General features: G+C 70.3%; 13 protein-coding genes. 7 read left to right on the top strand and 6 right to left on the bottom strand.

The window, feature by feature from the left end; translation table 11 throughout:
* Genes CCR79_RS09395 through lexA form a run of 3 tightly spaced genes read right to left on the bottom strand, consistent with a single transcriptional unit; the run spans position 1 to position 2,851 of the window.
* A complete protein-coding gene (locus CCR79_RS09395; RefSeq protein ID WP_201171403.1) occupies positions 1–1,293 on the bottom strand; it encodes a Y-family DNA polymerase in 1,293 nt (430 codons plus the stop codon).
* Positions 1,294–1,315: 22 nt separating this feature from the next.
* The gene (gene imuA, locus CCR79_RS09390; RefSeq protein ID WP_201171400.1) at positions 1,316–2,155 is read right to left on the bottom strand and encodes a translesion DNA synthesis-associated protein ImuA; all 840 of its coding nucleotides are present in this window, start codon (positions 2,153–2,155) and stop codon (positions 1,316–1,318) included.
* 12 nt (positions 2,156–2,167) lie between these two features.
* The gene (gene lexA, locus CCR79_RS09385) at positions 2,168–2,851 is read right to left on the bottom strand and encodes a transcriptional repressor LexA (protein WP_201171397.1); all 684 of its coding nucleotides are present in this window, start codon (positions 2,849–2,851) and stop codon (positions 2,168–2,170) included.
* 166 nt (positions 2,852–3,017) lie between these two features.
* Here lexA and CCR79_RS09380 point away from each other — a divergent pair, with 166 nt between their 5' ends.
* The 6 genes from CCR79_RS09380 (at position 3,018) to CCR79_RS09355 (ending at position 14,626) form a co-directional block, all read left to right on the top strand.
* The gene (locus CCR79_RS09380; protein WP_201171396.1) at positions 3,018–5,225 is read left to right on the top strand and encodes a RelA/SpoT family protein; all 2,208 of its coding nucleotides are present in this window, start codon (positions 3,018–3,020) and stop codon (positions 5,223–5,225) included.
* Positions 5,226–5,274: 49 nt separating this feature from the next.
* The gene (locus CCR79_RS09375; RefSeq protein ID WP_201171395.1) at positions 5,275–6,375 is read left to right on the top strand and encodes an efflux RND transporter periplasmic adaptor subunit; all 1,101 of its coding nucleotides are present in this window, start codon (positions 5,275–5,277) and stop codon (positions 6,373–6,375) included.
* Positions 6,372–9,488: an efflux RND transporter permease subunit gene (locus tag CCR79_RS09370; RefSeq protein WP_201171393.1), complete on the top strand. Its 3,117-nt coding sequence runs from the start codon at positions 6,372–6,374 to the stop codon at positions 9,486–9,488. Before CCR79_RS09375 ends, CCR79_RS09370 begins: the two co-directional genes overlap by 4 nt.
* A gap of 19 nt (positions 9,489–9,507) precedes the next feature.
* The gene (locus CCR79_RS09365) at positions 9,508–11,223 is read left to right on the top strand and encodes an ExeM/NucH family extracellular endonuclease (protein WP_345941493.1); all 1,716 of its coding nucleotides are present in this window, start codon (positions 9,508–9,510) and stop codon (positions 11,221–11,223) included.
* A gap of 107 nt (positions 11,224–11,330) precedes the next feature.
* Positions 11,331–13,001 carry a GTPase gene (locus tag CCR79_RS09360; RefSeq protein WP_201171391.1) on the top strand — a complete coding sequence of 557 codons (1,671 nt, stop codon included), beginning with the start codon at positions 11,331–11,333 and terminating at the stop codon, positions 12,999–13,001.
* Positions 13,001–14,626, top strand: a complete 1,626-nt coding sequence (locus CCR79_RS09355) for a GTPase family protein (RefSeq protein WP_201171381.1) — start codon at positions 13,001–13,003, stop codon at positions 14,624–14,626. Before CCR79_RS09360 ends, CCR79_RS09355 begins: the two co-directional genes overlap by 1 nt.
* 13 nt (positions 14,627–14,639) lie before the next feature.
* Here CCR79_RS09355 and CCR79_RS09350 read toward each other — a convergent pair whose 3' ends face one another.
* From CCR79_RS09350 to ectA, 3 genes are all read right to left on the bottom strand, one after another.
* Positions 14,640–15,020: an ectoine synthase gene (locus tag CCR79_RS09350; RefSeq protein ID WP_201171379.1), complete on the bottom strand. Its 381-nt coding sequence runs from the start codon at positions 15,018–15,020 to the stop codon at positions 14,640–14,642.
* A gap of 116 nt (positions 15,021–15,136) precedes the next feature.
* Positions 15,137–16,420, bottom strand: a complete 1,284-nt coding sequence (ectB, locus tag CCR79_RS09345; protein WP_238632541.1) for a diaminobutyrate--2-oxoglutarate transaminase — start codon at positions 16,418–16,420, stop codon at positions 15,137–15,139.
* A 65-nt stretch (positions 16,421–16,485) separates the two neighbouring features.
* Positions 16,486–16,977 (bottom strand): diaminobutyrate acetyltransferase, encoded by a 492-nt coding sequence (gene ectA, locus CCR79_RS09340; protein ID WP_201171377.1) that lies wholly within the window; start codon positions 16,975–16,977, stop codon positions 16,486–16,488.
* Positions 16,978–17,177: 200 nt separating this feature from the next.
* Here ectA and tsaB point away from each other — a divergent pair.
* Positions 17,178–17,586 (top strand): tRNA (adenosine(37)-N6)-threonylcarbamoyltransferase complex dimerization subunit type 1 TsaB (gene tsaB, locus CCR79_RS09335; RefSeq protein ID WP_201171375.1); only part of this gene is annotated, 409 nt, incomplete at its 3' end.

The following is a 17,586-nucleotide window of genomic DNA, read 5'->3' as shown; positions in this document are numbered from 1 at the left end:
TCAGGCGAAGAAGCCGTGCAGGTGCCAGCCGTAGGGAGGGCGGTGGTCGCGATAGACCCAGAGACGGCTACCGCCCGGGGCGCGGGCTACGTAGTAGTCGCGCACCACGTCCTCGCCGTCCCACCAACCGCTCTCGATCCGTTCCGGGCCGGCCTCCAAGTGGAGGGGGCCGCCCCAGTATGGGTGGTCCTCGCTACTGCGCAGCCGCTGCGGACGGCGTAGCAGCCAGGCTGGTCGCGGTGGCGTGGCGACGGGCGGCTGATCGGGGTGTTCCAGTGGGATGCGGCGCCAGGCCCGCTCCGGGCGCGGGTCTGGGCAAACGGCCAGGCGGTGGACGCAATCGGTTCCCAGGCGGGCGATGAGCCGTTCGCTCAGGGTGCGGACGGCCTCGGTGCTGGTGCCGACCTCCTCGAAGAGCTGGCCGCTGGTGCCGTGGTACGGGAGCAGCTGATCCGCCTCGAGGCGGATAGCCACCGCCACATCGGGGAGCCTCTGGCGCTCCAGTCGGTGGCGGGCGATGTGGGCCATGTGTTCGAGGTCGCGGGTCGGGCGCAGGAACCCCAGCGTCAGTCGAGTCTCCGGCGCGTCGGGGTGTTCCAGGATGACGGTGGCCTGTTGGACCCCGGCGTCGATGCCACGCAGCATCCCCACCAGGGCGCGCAGCAACCGGTGCAGGCCGAAGCCGGCGGCCCGGGTGGCGGTCGTCGGGGCCGGCAGTTCCAGGCGGCCGCGGTAGTGCTGCGGCGGCGTGATGCAGTGGCGCGGTTCGGGCCGTTCGCCGAGGGCCTGCTCCAGCCTGCGCACGGGGGGATCGCCGATGCGGCGACGCAGGCCACTGCGGGGCATGCGCAGGCAGTCGCCCAGACGGCTCAGTCCGAGGGCGTCCAGGGCTTCCTGCTGGGCCGGGGTCGGATCGAGGAGCTGGCAGGGCAGGGGCATCAGGGTGTGGCGGAGCGTCCGGCGGTCCGTCACCCAGGTGCCCGGGCTGGCCCGCGCGAGCAGCCGGGCGCCCTGGGGCGTGGGGGCAGCAGCCAAGTATGCCGGAGTCTGGCCCAGCCCCTGCAAACCCTCCCGGGCGTGGCGTCGGATCTCCCCCGGTCCCCCGAACAGCCGCTGGCTGCCGCCGACCTCAAGGAAGACGGTGTCGGGGGGGGCGAGACTCACCTGATGCGTGAGCTCCAGGCCCCACAGGCCGACTTGCTCGAGGGTGTGCCCTGCCGAGGCCGGGGGCTCGGCGGCCAGCGCAGGCAAGCGGACAGCGAGCCACAGCGGGCTGGTGTGTGGCTCCGGCATGGTTGGGGCGCAGCGTGTCGTGCTAGAGGGGCAGGGGCAACTGCCCCGCGGCGGTGCGGGAGCGAGCGTCCTGCCGTCGTGGCTGGCGCCGCGGAGACGGTGCAGCCTGACGGGGCTGGTCACCGGCCGGCGCCTCCCGGAGGGCAGATTCGGCTGCTGCTGCGGTGCCCTCGGTGCGTGGAGAGGGGTAGCGCGCCTCGGTGGTGTTTCGGGCTTCGGTGGGGTTCGGAGGGGCAGCCTGTGCCGGCCGGAGCTGTAGCCGGCGCGGCTGGGCGCCGCGGCACTTGAGCAGGTCGACGCCGAGCGTGGCGTCCTCTTCCGGTTGTAGGGCGATACGGATTGCCGCCGTGGAGGCCTGGTGCCGTGCCTTGTGCGGCCGGAACAGGGCGGCCCAGCTTTCGCCGGTTTCGGCGGCCAGTTGCAGGCGGCGCAGGGCGGTCCGGTCTGCCTGCCGGGGCCAGCCGACCACAGCGCCGCAGGTTCCGCTCCGCAACGCCTGCTCCATGGCCCAGAGGTGCTCTTCGTGGGCGCGCGGGTGGATGAGCAGCACCCGTGAGAGGTCCAGCCCCGCGTGGGCCAGCCCCGGGGCGTAGGGGATGTAGGGCGGGGCGACCAGGGCCAGCCACTGCCTGCGCCGGCTCAGCGCTGCCAGGCTGGGCAGGATCAGCTGGAGTTCGCCGATGGCCGGTTGCTCGTGGAAGATCTCGGTCACGGTGCCCAGAGGCCAGCCGCCGTCGGGCAGGGCGGCGTCCAGTTCCGGATAACCGGTGCCGAGCGCGGGTTGCCGGGCGGTCTCGGCCCGGCGGCCAGGGCGCCAGATGCGCGGATCGTTCAACAGCGGTTGCAGGGCAGCTTCGCTCACGGTTGCGCCTCCTCAGTCGGACGCCGTGTCGTCTTCCGGACCGCGCGGGTGGAGCGGACTACGCAGCACGCCGACGCCGATGCCCTCGAGCACGGCATCCTGACCGTCCGCCGCCACCTCGATGACGGGGTAGTCCGGGTGGGCCGGGATCAGCCGCAGGACGCCATCGCGGCGTTCCAGGAACTTGACGGTGACTTCGTCGTGGAGGCGGATCACCACGATCTGCCCGTCCCGGGCCTCGGTGTCACGGCGAACGGCGAGCAGATCGCCGTCCAGGATGCCGGCATCGCGCATGCTTTCGCCGCGGACACGCAGCAGGTAATCGGCCGGCGGGGAGAACAGTGCAGCATCGACCTGGCAGTAGCGCTCGATGCTCTCCTCGGCCAGCAGCGGACTACCGGCGGCCACCCGCCCGACAACCGGGAGGCCGGTGCCGTCCGTTTCCTCGGTGGTCCGGGGTGCTTCGGGGTTGCCTCGGGCAGCGGCATCGGTCAGCCGGATGCCCCGCGAGGCGCCGCGCCGCATTTCGATGGCCCCCTTGCGGGCGAGCGCACGTAAGTGGGACTCGGCAGCGTTCGGTGAGCGGAAGCCGAGGCTCTGACAGATCTCGGCTCGAGTCGGGGGGTATCCCCGCTCCGCCACCGAGCGGCGGATGAGCTCGAGGATTTCGCGTTGGCGGTCTGTAAGGGTATCCATGGGTAGTACTATATACACAGATGGTTTTATGTACAACAGTGTGGATCGGCTCAGTCGTCAACCGCTCGTGCCGCGACGGGAGAGCGTTCTCCCTTGTCACGGCCCCGTTGCAGCCTGAAACTCTCCCCCTGAACCCTGAACCCTGAACCCTGAACCCCCGAGGCCCATGGTCCAATCCGCCCTAGCCGACATCGACGACGTCACCACCCTGGAGCCGGCCGCCTGGCTGCACCGCCTGCCGGTGTCGCTCAGCGACGCCGACCGCGAGCTGCTCGAGGGCGCCTGGGCGCGTGCGCGGGCCGGTTACGGGGAGCGGATGCGCGATTCCGGCGAGCCGTATTTCGCCCACGCTGTCTACACCGCGACCATCCTTGCCGAGCTGGGCCTGGACGCCGCGACCCTGGCGGCGGCGCTGATCCACGATCTGCCCGAGTTGCAGGAGGGCGCCATCGCCGGGCTGGGCAAGCATCTGGGTCCCGACATCGCCGAACTCGCCCAAGGGGTGTGCCGCATGCACGGCATCGGCCGGTTCCGTGACTCCGCCGAGCTTGAGTCGGCCATTCAGGGCGAGCGGGTTGAGGGATTGCGCAAGATGCTGCTGGCCATGGCCCGGGATGTCCGGGTGGTCTTCATCGCTCTGGCCGAGCGGCTGCACGACCTGCGCAGTTGCCGCGGGCTCGGCGAGGAGGAGCGCAGCCGCCTGGCCCGCGAGACGCGGGATATCTATGCGCCCCTGGCGAATCGGCTGGGTATCTGGCAGCTCAAGTGGGAGCTGGAGGATCTGGCGTTCCGTTATCTGGAGCCGGAGGCCTACATGGAGCTCGCCAAGCGCCTGGCCGAGCGCCGGCGCGATCGCGAGGCCTACATCGAGCAGGTTTGCAGCCAGCTGCAGGCGGCCATGGACGAGGCGGGCCTCGATGCCGAGGTCTACGGTCGCCCCAAGCATATCTACAGCATCTATCGGAAGATGCAGCGCAAGGGGCTGCGCTTCGACGACCTCTACGACCTGCGCGCCGTGCGTATCCTCGTCGACGATGAGCGCGCCTGCTACGCCGCCCTGGGGATCGTCCACGGCCTGTGGATGCCGATCCCGCGGGAGTTCGACGATTACATCGCAACCCCCAAAGAGAACAACTACCGCTCGCTGCACACCGCGGTGGCCGGCCCCGAGGGCAAGGCGGTGGAGGTGCAGATCCGTACCCACGAGATGCACGCCGAGGCGGAGCTGGGGATCGCCGCCCACTGGCGCTACAAGGAGGGCGGCAGGCAGGACGCGGAGTTTGAACAGAAGATCGCGTGGCTGCGCCAGATCCTCGAGTGGGGGCGCGAGGACGACGACGAGGGGGATTTCGTTGATCGTGTCCGTGCCGAGGTCTTCGCTGATCGGGTCTATGCCCTCACCCCGGGGGGAGACGTGATCGACCTGCCGCGGGGGGCGACGGCGCTGGATTTTGCCTACCACATCCATACTGGCCTGGGCCACCGTTGTCGCGGGGCGAAGATCAACAACCGGATCGCGCCGCTGACCCGCCCCCTGGAGAACGGCGATCGGGTTGAGATCCTCACCAGTCGCGAGGAGCGGCCAAGCCGCGACTGGATCAACCCGGAGCTGGGGTATCTCTACACCAATCGAGCGCGCACCAAGGTACGCACCTGGTTTCGGCAGCGCGATCACGACAAGAACGTGGCGGCAGGGCGCCAGGCGCTGGACAAGGAGTTGCGCCGTCTCGGGCTGGAGGAGGTGAGCACCGACGAGGTGGTCCGGCGTAGCCGCTACGCCCGGGCGGAGCTGTTCCTCTCGGCCCTAGGCCGGGGCGAAGTGACCTCTGGGCAGATCGCGGCCCTGCTGCGCGACCGGCTGCTGCCGCAGCAGCCGGAGCCCCCGGCGGCGCCCGAGCGGGCCCGCCGCCCCGAGAAACCGGGCGGTGACGATGACGTCACCGTGGAGGGCGTGGGCAACCTGCTGACCCGTATGGCCCGCTGCTGTGCCCCGGCACCCGGGGACCCGATCATCGGGTTCATCACCCGGGGCTCGGGGGTGACGATCCACCGTCAGGACTGCCGCAATGTGGAGCAGCTGCGGGAACGGGAGCCGGAACGTCTGCTCGACGTCAACTGGCGGACGGCTCCGGCCGGGCGCTATCCGGTGCGCATCCACGTCCGTACCGGGGTGCTTGACGGGCCACTGAGCGAGATCACCCGCCTGTGCGGCCACGAGGGGGTGCGCCTGGACGGCGTGCAGACCCACGCCGAGCCGGCGGACGCCTACCGCATCGATATCGATGTGCAGGTCAGCGACGTCCAGCAGCTCTCCCGGCTGATGGCCAAGCTCTCGGCCAGTGAGCGGGTGGAGCGCGTGTGGCGCGGCACATGAGAGAGCGCTAATATACCCTGGCTATCGACGGTCCCTGCCAGGAGTCACCATGCGTCCCGCTTACCAGATCCTCTTCGCCGCCCTGCTGATTGCCGGGGTGGCGTCCGGTGGTTATTGGCTGACGCGTGGCGAGCCGTCGCCCGCGGGTGGCCCCCCGGCGGGGCGCGAGGCGGTGGTCGAGACCGCCGGTGCAGAGCGGGCGACGATCCGCGATACCTTCCGGGCGACCGGAACCACCCGCGCCCGGGAGGCTGTCGATGTCGTCACCGAGGCGGCCGGACGGGTCACGGCCATCGGTTTCCAGGAGGGGGCTGCGGTGGGGGCCGGACAGACCCTGCTGGAGCTGGATGCCGAGCGGGAGCAAGCGGTGCTGGAGGAGGCCCAGGCCCACTTGGAGGACCTGCAGGCGCAGCTGCGTCGAACGCGCTCCCTGCGCGAGACCGGAGACGCCACCGAGCAGGATCTGGATACCCTGGTGGCCGGTGTCGCCGTGGCCGGCGCCCAGGTCCGGGTGGCCGAGGCCCAGCTGCGTGAGCGCCGCATCAGGGCTCCGTTTAAGGGGGTAACCGGGATGCGCGAGGTCAGCCTCGGTGCTTACGTGGACCCGCAGACCGTCATCACCACCCTCGATGATACTACCACCCTGCGTGTCGGTTTCTCGGTCCCGGAGCGGCTGCTCGGGCAGCTCGAGCCCGGGCTGCCGGTGACGGCCACCAGCGCTGGGTTCGCCGATCGCACCTTCTCCGGGGAGCTGCGCCGGATCGACAGTCGTGTCGACCCGATCACCCGTACACTGCGCCTGGAGTCCGAGATCGATAACCCGGACGGGCGTCTCAAACCGGGCATGTTCCTGCAGGTCGAGCTGGAGCTCGACCAGCGCGAGGCCGTCGTCATCCCCGAGGAGGCGCTGATCCTCGAGGGCCGGGCGCGTTACGTCTACCGCGTCGACGATGGCGTGGCCCACCGGGTGGCGGTGCAGAGCGGCCAGCGCCGCGACGGCCGGGTGGAGATCGTCGCCGGTTTGGAGGCCGCTGACCGGGTGGTGGCCCTCGGCCACCAGCGTCTGAGCGACGGCGCCCGGGTGCGGGTACGCAACCCGTCGGCCGACGCCGCAGCGACCGGTGACGGCCTGGCCGAGGCCGCCCGTTGATCCTCTCCGACATCGCGATCCGCCGCCCCGTGCTGGCCACCGTGGCCAGCGTGCTGATCGTCGTCCTCGGCATCGCCTCCCTCGCCCAGCTGCCGGTGCGCGAATACCCCGACATCGATCCCCCTGTGGTCTCCATCGAGACGCGCTACACCGGTGCCGCGCCGGCGGTGATCGACACCGAGATCACCGAGCTGATCGAATCGGCGGTGAGCAGTGTCGACGGGATCCGCTCGATGACCTCGGAGAGTCGCGACGGGCGCGGTGAGACGGATATCGAGTTCGAGGTGGGGCGGGATATCGACGCCGCCGCCAACGACGTGCGTGACGCCATCGGACGGATCCTCGACGACCTGCCCGCGGATGCCGACCCCCCGGTGGTGGCCAAGACCGAGGCCGACGCCCGGCCGATGATGTGGCTGTCCCTGAGCAGTAGCCGCATGAGCCCCGAGGAGATGACCGACTACGCCGACCGTCATCTGGTGGATCGGCTTTCGGTACTCGACGGGGTGGCGCGGGTGCGTATCGGCGGCGAGCGGCGCTACGCCATGCGCATCTGGCTCGACAGCGAGGCCCTGGCGGCCCGCGCCCTGACCGTCGAGGACGTGGAGAATGCCCTGCGCCGGGAGAACATCGAGCTGCCCGCCGGCGAGATCGAGTCGGTGGCCCGGCAGCTGACCGTGCGCACCGACACCCGGCTGCGCGATCGCGACGACTTCGCTCGCCTGGTCATTGAGCGCCGCGGCGACGAGCTGGTCCGCCTGGGCGAGGTAGCCCGGGTCGAACGCGGGGTGGAGGATGACGACACCGCCGTGCGCCTGGACGGCGAGACCGCGGTGGGGCTGGGGATCATTCGCCAGTCCCGGGCCAACACCATCGCCGTCGCCGACGCCGTGCTCGCCGAGATGGCCCGGCTCGAGGATCAGCTGCCCGCCGATCTGCGTCTGGTGGTCGGCTACGACGAGTCGCAGTTCGTGCGCCAGTCGATCCGCGAGGTGGTGCGCACCCTGCTGATCGCCGTCGGGTTGGTGGTGCTGACTATCTTCGTCTTCCTGCGCAGCCTGCGCGCCACCCTGATCCCTTCGGTGACCATCCCGGTGGCGGTAATCGGCGCGTTCATCGTCATGGGTCCGCTCGGCTTCTCGCTCAACGTCCTGACGCTGCTGGCGCTGATCCTGGCCATCGGGCTGGTGGTCGACGACGCCATCGTGGTGCTGGAGAACATCCAGCGGCGCATCGACGAGGGCGAGCCGCCGCTGCTGGCCGCCTACCGCGGCGTGCGCCAGGTGGGTTTCGCGGTCATTGCCACCACCATCTCGTTGGTGGCGGTCTTCGTGCCCATTGCGTTCATGGAGGGGAACGTCGGACGTCTGTTCACCGAGTTCGGGCTGGTGCTGGCGGCGGCGGTGGTGTTCTCCAGCTTCGTTGCCCTGACCCTGACGGGCATGCTTTGTTCCAAGTGGCTGCGCCCCCGGGCGGCACAGCCAGGGGGGCTCGAAGCGGTTGCCGAGCGGTTCTTCACCGGCCTGACCGGCGGCTACCGTCGTGCGCTGGGCGGTGCGCTGCAGGCGCCCATCGCCGTGCTCGGCGTCGGGGTGGCCGCCGCCGTCGGCGCCTATGCGCTCTATCAGGCGCTGCCCCAAGAGCTGACCCCCACCGAGGACCGCGGCGTGTTCATTGTCCCGGCGAGCGCGCCGGAGGGCAGCACCGCGGCGCACACCGATGCCGGCGTACGCGAGCTGGAGGAGATCCTGCGGCCGCTGCGCGAGGAGACTGGTGAGGCTCGTCGGGTGCTGAGCATCCTGGGCTTTGGCGGGCGCGCCAATAGCGCGTTCATCATTGTTGGCCTGGAGGACTGGGGCGATCGTTCGCGGAGTCAGCAGCAGATTGTCGCCGAGACCATGCCGCGGCTGATGGGCGTCCCCGGCGTGCGCGCCTTCGCCGTGAATCCCCCGGGTCTCGGCCAGAGCGGATTCCAGCAGCCGGTACAGTTCGTGGTCGGTGGCACCGATTACGATGAGGTAGCCGGCTGGACCGGGCGCATCCTGGATCGGGCCCGGGACGAAAATCCCCGCCTGGTCAACCTCGACAGCAGCTATGACGCCACGCGTCCGCAGCTCAACGTGCGCATCGACCGTGGCCGGGCCGCTGACCTCGGGGTCAGTGCCGAGGCGCTGGGGCGCACCGTGCAGACCCTGCTTGCCTCGCGCACGGTGACCGCTTACCTCGACCGCGGGCGCGAGTACGACGTCATGCTCCAGGCCGAGGCGGTGGATCGGCGCAACCCGGGCGACCTGGCCCGGCTGCACGTGCGCAGCCTCAACGACGGTGCGCTGATCCCCCTCTCGGCCTTAGTCACCTTAGAAGAGGAGGGCGCGCCGCCGGCTCTCAGCCGCGTCGATCGCCTGCCGGCGGTGACGCTGACCGCGTCGCTGGCGCCGGGTTACGACTTGGGCGCGGCCCTGGCTTACCTCGAGCAGGTGGCCGCCGAGGAGCTGCCCGCCACAGCGCGGATCAGCTACCTGGGCCTGTCGGACGAGTTCAAGCGCGCCGGCGGGGCGGTCTTCCTCACCTTCGGTCTGGCTCTGCTCATCGTCTTTCTGGTGCTCTCGGCGCAGTTCGAGAGCTTCGTCCATCCGCTGATCATCATGACCGCGGTGCCGCTGGCCATCACTGGGGCCCTGGGTGCGCTTCTGCTCGGCGGCAGCAGCCTGAACATCTACAGCCAGATCGGTATGATCCTGCTAATCGGCCTGATGACGAAGAACGGGATCCTGATCGTTGAGTTCGCCAATCAGCTGCGGGACCAGGGCTACAGCGTGCGCGAGGCCATCCACGCCGGGGCGGTGCTGCGCTTCCGTCCCGTCTTGATGACGGCGATCTCCACAGTCTTCGGTGCGGTCCCCCTGGTTCTGGCGCTGGGCGCCGGGGCCGAGAGCCGTGCCGCCATCGGTACCGTGATCATCGGCGGCATGGGGTTTGCGACCCTGTTGACGCTGTTCGTCATCCCGGTCCTTTACGACTGGCTGGCTCGGTACACCACCCCGGTCAATGTGGTCGGTGCCGAGCTGGAGCGCCTGGAACGGGCCCACGGCGCGCCGCGGGCGAGGGAGTGAACTCAGGGAGGAGTCCACGGTGACTGGAATACGCATGGCAGCGGGATGGGCGCCGGTTCTGCTCGGAGCCGTGCTACTGCTCGCCGGCGGCGCGGCGTCCGCCGACGGAGTGTGTGCCTCCGCGGAGACCACCGCTGTCCACAAAGTGGCCGGGCAGATAGACGATCGCCCGGCTCCGGACGAGACGATCCAGGTGTGCGGTGTGGTGACCGGCGCCTTCCTCGGTGAGGACGGGCTGGACGGCTTCTTCATCCAAAGTGTCGAGCCTGCCCCGGACGGCAAGCCGGCGGGGCTGTTCGTCTATGCCCCCGAGCTGGCATCCGAGCAGCGTGAACGCATCGAGCCCGGCCGGCGGGTCCTGCTCACCGGTCGTGCCGGCGAGCACCGCGGGCGGCCTCAGCTCGAATGGCTGGAGGCGGTCCGCGACTGCGGAGAGGCCGAGCTGGCCCCCCATCCCGTGGCGTGGCCGGCGGCCGATCCGGAGCGCCTGGAGGGAGTGCTGGTGCGCATCCGGCCGCCAATGGTGGTCAGCGGCAACCACGAGCTTGCGCGCTACGGTACCCTGAAGCTGACCCCTGAGCGGCGCGCCTTCCGCCCCACCAACTTCCTGCCTGGGCACGGCCCTGACGATCCGGCCCTGATCGCGGGACGCCTGCGTCTGGATGACGGCAGCTACCGGAGCCGGCCCGATCCCATACCCCACCTGGATGCCGACGGCACGCGGCGGGTGGGGAGCCGGGTGACGGACCTGACCGGAGTGCTGACCCACGCCTTCGGCGCCTGGCGCCTGCACCCGACCGAGCCCCCCGGGTTCGAGCAGTCCAACCCGCGACCCGGGTCGCTGCCGTCGCCGGAGCCGGGCACGGTGCGGGTGGCGGCCTTCAACGTTGAGAACTACTTCCTCACCCTGGGGGAGCGCGGTGCGGCCAGACGGGCAGAACTGCAGCGCCAGCGGGCCAAGCTGCTCGCCGCCGCAGAATCCTTGCACGCCGACATGCTGGTGCTGGTGGAGATGGAGAATCGCCGGGACGCCCCCGAGGACTTCATCGAAAGGCTGGCTGCGGCCACCGGCCACCCCTGGCGCTTGGCCAGCGGCGGGGAGACCGGCAGCGACGCCATCAAGGTCTCCCTGGCCTATCGCGAAGATCGGGTCGAGCCGCTGACCGGGACCGTTCGTGATGCCCGGGGCGTTCATCACCGCCCGCCGCCGCTGGCCGCATTTCGACCCCGTGGGGGTGGGGATCCCTTCGCCGTGACGGGCATCCACTTCAAGTCGAAAACCCGTTGCCCGGATGCCGGGGACGTGGATCGAGGCCAGGGGTGCTGGAACCGGCGCCGGACCGAGCAGGCCGGAGCGCTGGTCGAGTACCTCGAGCGCTGGCGCAGTGAGCGCGACGAGCTCCTGCCGGTGCTGATCGCCGGCGATCTAAACGCCTACGGCGGCGAGGATCCGGCGCGTGCCCTGGCCGCGGCGGGCAAGGTGGATCTGCTCGCTGAGCACCTGCCATGGCCCGAGCGCTACACCTACGTCTTCCGTGGTGAATCGGGCTACCTGGATCATCTGCAGGCCCACCCGGCGCTGGCCGGGCGCGTGGCAGCGGTTCACCGGCATCCGATCAACGCCGACGAACCGCGCTTTCTGGAGTTCGACAGTGACCCGCAGCGCGTCCGCGACGACGCCTACCGCTCCTCCGATCATGATCCTGTCGCCGTGGACCTCGAGAAGGTCGAATAGATGCCCGGCTCAGGCGGCGGGCCTGCCCGGGGTCGTGTAATCCCCCCGGGGGTGGATGTCGGGCCGGGTACGTGAACATCCACCGGGTTTCCCTGTATCTTGTCGCGATGGACCGCGAAGAGCTCCAGCAGACCCTCACCGAACTCCGCCACGACCTGCTCGGCCTCGACGGCGAGGCGGCCCGCCTCCGGGATGCCCCCTGGCTGCCGCCCTGGGAACGGCTTCTGCGCCGTATGGACGGGCTCATCGCCCGCCTCGAGCGCGAGGATGAGCCCCTGCTGGTGGTCTTCGCCGGCGGTACCGGTGCCGGCAAATCCACCCTGGCCAACACGCTGGCCGGCTCGGCGGTGGCCGCCACCAGCGCGCGCCGGCCGACCACCTCGGTGCCCACGGTGATCGGACGCCCCGGCGATCTGGATACGGTGCTGCGCCGCGGCGTCCTGGCCGCGGAGGCCGAACGCGCCGCTCTGCGCACGGCCCCTCTGGAGTCGGTGCCGGAGGGCCTGGTGGTGGTGGATGCGCCGGATGTGGACAGCGTCGAGACCGCCAATCGCGCCGCCACCGAGCGCCTGCTGGAGGTGGCCGATGTCTGGGTCTGGCTGGCCACCGCCCGCACCTACGCCGACGAGGCGGGCATGGTCTATCTGCGCCAGGCGGCGCAGCTGGACGTCTCGACCCTGGTCGTGCTGACCCAGGCCAGTGATGCCGAGGCGCACGAGATCCTCCCCGACCTGGCCGAGAAGCTCGACGCCGCCGGCCACCGCACCGTCGAGACGGCGCACCTGCCCACGGCGCCGGTCTCCGGCGAGCGCCTGCCCGAGTCGGTGGCCGGGCCGGTGCTTGAGCGGATCCGCGCCCTCGCCCCGGCGGAGCAGCGTGCCGCCCATCGGCGCCGTACGGTGCTCGGTGCCGTGCGCTATCTGCCGGCAGAGGTCGACGCCCTGCTTGAGGCGGTCGATTCGGAGCGCGCTGCGGCCCGCGGTTTGGCCGCCACCGTCGAAGAGGACTACGCCGACGTCCCGCAGCGCGTGCTCACCCAGCTCCACGAGGGGGAGCCCTTGCGCCGGGAGGTGCTGCGCCGCTGGACCGAGCTGGTCGGCAGTGGCTGGCTGCAGCGCCAGCTCCATGCGGCGGTGGGTCAGCTCTCGCCGCGGCGCTGGTTGGCCTGGTTGCCGCTGGGCCGAGGGGGGCGTCAGGTGGAGCAGGAGGCCAAGGAGGAGGCCCGCGCTGGTATCGCCGAGATGCTGCACACGGTTCTCGAGCAGACCGCTGCCGGCGTGGAGAGTGCCTGGCAGCAGGAACCGGTGGGTCGTGCCATCTTCGCCCGGGAGCCGCGTCCGCGTGCCGCAGGTTCAGTCGCCCGGCGTGCGGATGCCGAGGCGCTGGTGGCGGCCTGGGAGCAGCAGGTCGCCGAGCACGTGGCCACCATCGGTCGGGCCAAGCTCAGCTGGGCCCGCCGGGCAACCACCGGCATCAATGCCACCTTCACCAGCGCCGTTCTGGTCCTCTTCACCCTCAGTGGCGGCCTGAGCACCGGCGAGCTGGCCCTGACCGCCGCAGGTTCGACCACGACCCACACGGTCCTCTCGCGGATCCTCGGCGAACGCAACGTCCATCAGCTCATCACCGATATCCGCGAGGATCTCCACAACCGGGTCGCCGAACTCGCCGAGTCCGAGGCGCAGGTCTACCACCGGTTACTGACTGTGGCAGCCCCGTCGCCGGAGGCGGTGGATGCGGTGCGGGCCCGGCGGGATGCGCTGGCGGGGGTGCTGTGATGCGCCGGCTGGGCTCGAGCAGCAGCGGCGTCGCCACGCGTGGGACGAGCGACGTGGATACCGGCCTGGAGACCCTGGAGGCGCTGCATCGCCTCGGTGCCGGTCGCCTGCCGCCGACGCTGGTCGACGAGATGGCGCATGTGCAGGGACGGGCCCGGGAGCGTCTGGCCCGCTCACGGGATCATGTCGTGATCGCCGTGGCCGGCGGGACCGGCAGTGGGAAATCCTCTTTGGTGAATGCCCTGGTGGGCGAGGAGGTCTCTGCCCCGGGGGTACGCCGGCCGACGACGGATCACGCGGTGGCAGTGACCGTGGGCGAGGATGACCGGGTCGCAGCGCTGCTCGACTGGCTACAGGTCTTCGAGCGGCGTAGCGTGCCGGATGGTCGCGGACGCAGTGATCTGGATGGTGCGGTGCTCCTCGACCTGCCCGATATGGATTCGGTGGTGCAGGACCACTGGGCGGTGGCTGAGCGGCTGATCGAGCGCTGCGACCTGCTGCTGTGGGTTGTTGATCCGCTCAAGTATGCCCACGCGCTGGCCCATGAGGGGTACTTCGCCCGCCTGGCCCATCATGCCGAGGTGCTGATGGTCGCCCTGAACCATGCCGATCGTCTCACCCCGTCGGATCGGGATGCCTGTCTGGAGCACCTGCGAGAGCTGCTCGGCCGCCAGGGCCTGCAGGCGGTGGAGCTGCTGGCCACGGACGCGGTCGGGGGCGAGGGCGTCTCCCGGCTGGCCGAGCGGATCGCTGCCCGGGTGCGTGAGCGCCGCGCGCCGCTGGAGCGTCTCCGTGCCGATGTCACCGAACTGATCAGCCGGAGCGCGGCGTGTCTACCCGATCCCGAGCGCCTCGAACTCGACGGCGAGAGGCTGGTGACGGCCCAGCGCCAGGCGGTGAACGAGGCCGAGCTGCTTGCCGGTGCCGCCGGAGCCTATCGTCAGGCCGGCATGCGGGCCGTGGCCTCACCGCTGAAGCGGTTGCTCGGCGCGCTGTTCTCGGGCCTGCGCGGGCGTCCCGCGGTCACGGCCGTCGCCACCTCGGCGCTGCCGCGGCCGAAGGTTGCCGAGCCGCTGCTGCGTGACGGCCTGTTGCAGGCCATCGAGCCGGCCGCGGCGCGGTTGCCGGAGCCGGCTGCAGAGCGGCTTCGCAGCCTGGCAGTGACTGCAGCGGTGCCGCGCGCCGGCGAGCTGCGGGGGCGATTGGGCGAGCTGGCCTGGTCGCCCCGTCCGCGCCTCTGGTGGCGGGGGGTGGGGGCCTTACGGGGCGCCAGTGAGGCCGCCGCGCTTTTCGGCGGGCTCTGGCTGGTCACGCGGGGAGGTGCCGAGTGGCTGGCCTTGCCGAGCGTGCCCGCGCCGGCGGTGGCGGGTGAGATCAGCTGGCCCTTTGCCCTGCTCGCCGGCGGCAGTGTGGCCAGCCTGCTGCTCGGCTGGTTGGGGCGCGCACTGCTCGGGCCCGGAGGTCGGCGCCACGCACGGCGGTTGGCCGGGCAGCTGGCCGAGGCGGTGGCGGGGGCCGATGGGGGGGCGATGGCCGACGTGCACGAGGAGTTGGCCAGTTGCCAGCGCCTGAGCGCCCGGACCCGCAGCGCCGCCACCGAGGTGGCGGCGTCGGGGCGCCGGTGAGGGCGGCTGCGGGTCAGTCGAGGAGCGGGTAGGTGCCGTTCTCGTCGTGTACCTCGCGGCCAGTCAGGGGCGGGTTGAAGACGCACATCAGGCGCAGCTCCTCCTCGGCGCGCAGGTAGTGCTTCTCGTGGCCGTCGAGGCCGTACAGCATGCCCGGCTCGATGGTGTAGGTTTCACCGCCGACGACCTCGATCTCGCCCTTGCCCGAGATGCAGTAGACCGACTCAAGGTGGTTGGCGTACCAGATGAACATGTTAGTGCCGGCCTTGATGATGGTCTCGTGGAACGAGAACCCCATCCCGTCCTCCTTGAGGATGATCCGGCGGCTGATGAATTCATCGGTCTCGACCTCGCGGTCGGAGCCGATGATGTCCTGCATGTGACGCACGATCATGGTTGACCTCGCTTACTGGATGGGCCGGGCGACGGAGGGCCCGGTGCACTCGGTTCGTTGATGAGGGTGGGGGAGATGGCCGGCGGCGACCCGGGCCGCCACCGGCCGGGTACGGTTCAGGCCAGCCCGCGGCGCTGCATCGCCTCGCCAAGGGCGCGCTCGATGATCGCCAGGCCCTCCTCGAGGTCCCGGTCCTCGATGATCAGCGGCGGCAGGAGCTTGAGCACATCGTCCTCGGGGCCGGAGGTCTCGATGATCAGCCCGTGCTCGAAGGCGATCTCCGAGATCGTGCTGGCCAGCTCCTTGTCCTTGGTGAAGCGAATCCCGCGCATCATGCCTCGACCGCGGTGTTCGCCGCCGGCGCGGGGGTACTTGTCGATCAACTCCTGCAGCGCCTCGTAGATGCGACGGGCCTTGCGCTCGGTCTCGCGCTGCAGGGTGTCGTCGCTCCAGTACAGTTCCAGGGCGCGCTTAGCGGTCACGAAGGCCAGGTTGTGGCCGCGGAAGGTGCCGTTGTGCTCGCCCGGCTCCCAGATGTCGTGCTCCGGCTTGACCAGGGTCAGCGACATGGGCAGCCCGTAGCCGCTGATCGACTTGGAGACGGTGACGATATCCGGCGTGATGCCGGCCTCTTCGAAGCTGAAATACGGTCCGGTGCGGCCGTTGCCGGTCTGGATGTCGTCGACGATCAGTAGCAGGTCGTGCTTGCGGCAGAGCTCTTCAAGGCCCTTGAGCCACTGCATGCTGCAGGCGGCCAGGCCGCCCTCGCCCTGGACCGTCTCGGTGATGATCGCCGCCGGGTGGTCCACGCCGCTGCCCTTGTCAGCCAGGAGCTTGTCCATGTACTCCAGCGTGTCGACGTCCTGCCCGAAGTAGCCGCAGTACGGCATGCTCTCGCTGTAGGTCAGCGGGAACCCGGCGCCCTTGCGCTTGAAGGCGTTGCCGGTGACCGCCAGGGAGCCGACGGTCATGCCGTGGAAGGCGTTGGTGAACGAGACCATGCGCTGACGGCCGGTGACCTTGCGGGCGATCTTCAGCGCTGCCTCGACGGCGTTGGTGCCCGTCGGCCCGGGGAACTGCACGCGGTAGTGCATGCCGCGCGGCTCAAGGATGAGCCGGTGGAAGGTCTCCAGGAACTCGGCGCGGGCCACCGAGGCCATGTCCAGGCTATGGACGATGCGGTCGTCCTGGAGGTACTCGAGTAGCGGCTTTTTGAGCTCCGGGTTGTTGTGCCCGTAGTTCAGCACGCTCGCCCCGGCGAAGAAGTCCAGATAGCTGTGGCCGTCGGTGTCGTAGACCCGCACGCCGCTGGCCTTGTCGAACGGTTTGGGGAACGTGCGGATGTAGGAGCGCACGACCGACTCGTGCTGCTCGATGGTCTGCATTACATCAAGGGTCATGGCGTCTTTGCCTCGGTTGTGACTTGCAATGGATTGGGCGGTCTGCGGCGCCCGGCGCCGCAGACTTAGCGAATGGGGGCGATCCGGTAGTGCTCTTCGGACTCATGGCCCGGCGGGAAGTGATCTTCGCGGAAGTATTCGCTGACCTGAATCTCGGCTCCGTGCTCACGGGCGATGGCCGTGAACAGGCCGCGGGAGGCCGCGTTGGAGGGCGATATGGTGGTCTCGAGGACGCGGGCATCACGGGCGCCCGGGGTCTCGAGGAAAGCGCGCACTAGGCGCTTGCCCAGTCCCCGACCCTGGGCGTCCAGGGCGATGCCGATCTGCCAGAGGAAGACCGAATTGGGCCGCTGCGGCAGGCGCAGGCCGGTGACGAAACCGAGCAGGGCGCCGTCTTCTTCGGCCACCACGCAGGTGTCCGCGAACTCCGTGCAGAGGAGCAGGTAGAGGTAGCAGGAGTTGACGTCCAGGATGCCGGTACGCTGGACCAGCTGATGGATGGCGGCGCCGTCTTCCCGCTCGGGCGGACGAAAGACGATGGATGGTTCTTCGGACAACGAGCTGCGCTCTTGTTCGCAAGATTCGCATTAATTACAGCAGCCGCCCGGGGGGCGGTCAAGCGAGGTGGTCCCGGCGCCGTCGCGGCAGCGCCCGGGTCGTCGGGGGCGTCGATCAGCGGTATATTGCCCCGTCGCAAGGCCCGCAGAAACCGTCGGCGCCCCCGCCGCTGGGGCGCGGGCAGCGCAGGAGGGATGGGATGACACAGACCGTCATCGTTGCCCTGGAGACAGCCACCGAGGGGTGCTCGGTGGCTGTCTACCGGGACGGTGATATCTTCGAGCACAGCGAAGAGGCCCCGCGTCGGCACACGGCGCGGCTGCTGCCGATGCTCGAGGCCGTGATGGCGGAGGCCGGTATCCGTGGCGAGCAGGTCTCGGCGGTGGCCTTTGGCCAGGGACCCGGGGCCTTTGCCGGGGTGCGCCTGGCGGCCTCTTCGGCCCAGGGGCTGTGCACGGCGTGGGGGGTGCCGGCGCTGCCGGTCTCCACCCTGGCCGCCCTGGCCGAAGGGGCCCGCCGCCGACACGGGGCGGGGCAGGTGCTGGCGGCCCTGGATGCCCGCATGGGGCAGGTCTACTGGGGCAGCTACCGCACCGTGGGGGGCACGG

This window comes from Halorhodospira halophila, assembly GCF_016653405.1.
Lineage (GTDB): Bacteria > Pseudomonadota > Gammaproteobacteria > Nitrococcales > Halorhodospiraceae > Halorhodospira > Halorhodospira halophila_A.
The sequence above is the reverse complement of the archived record's forward strand: the minus strand, read 5'-3'. Positions and strand labels throughout refer to the sequence as shown.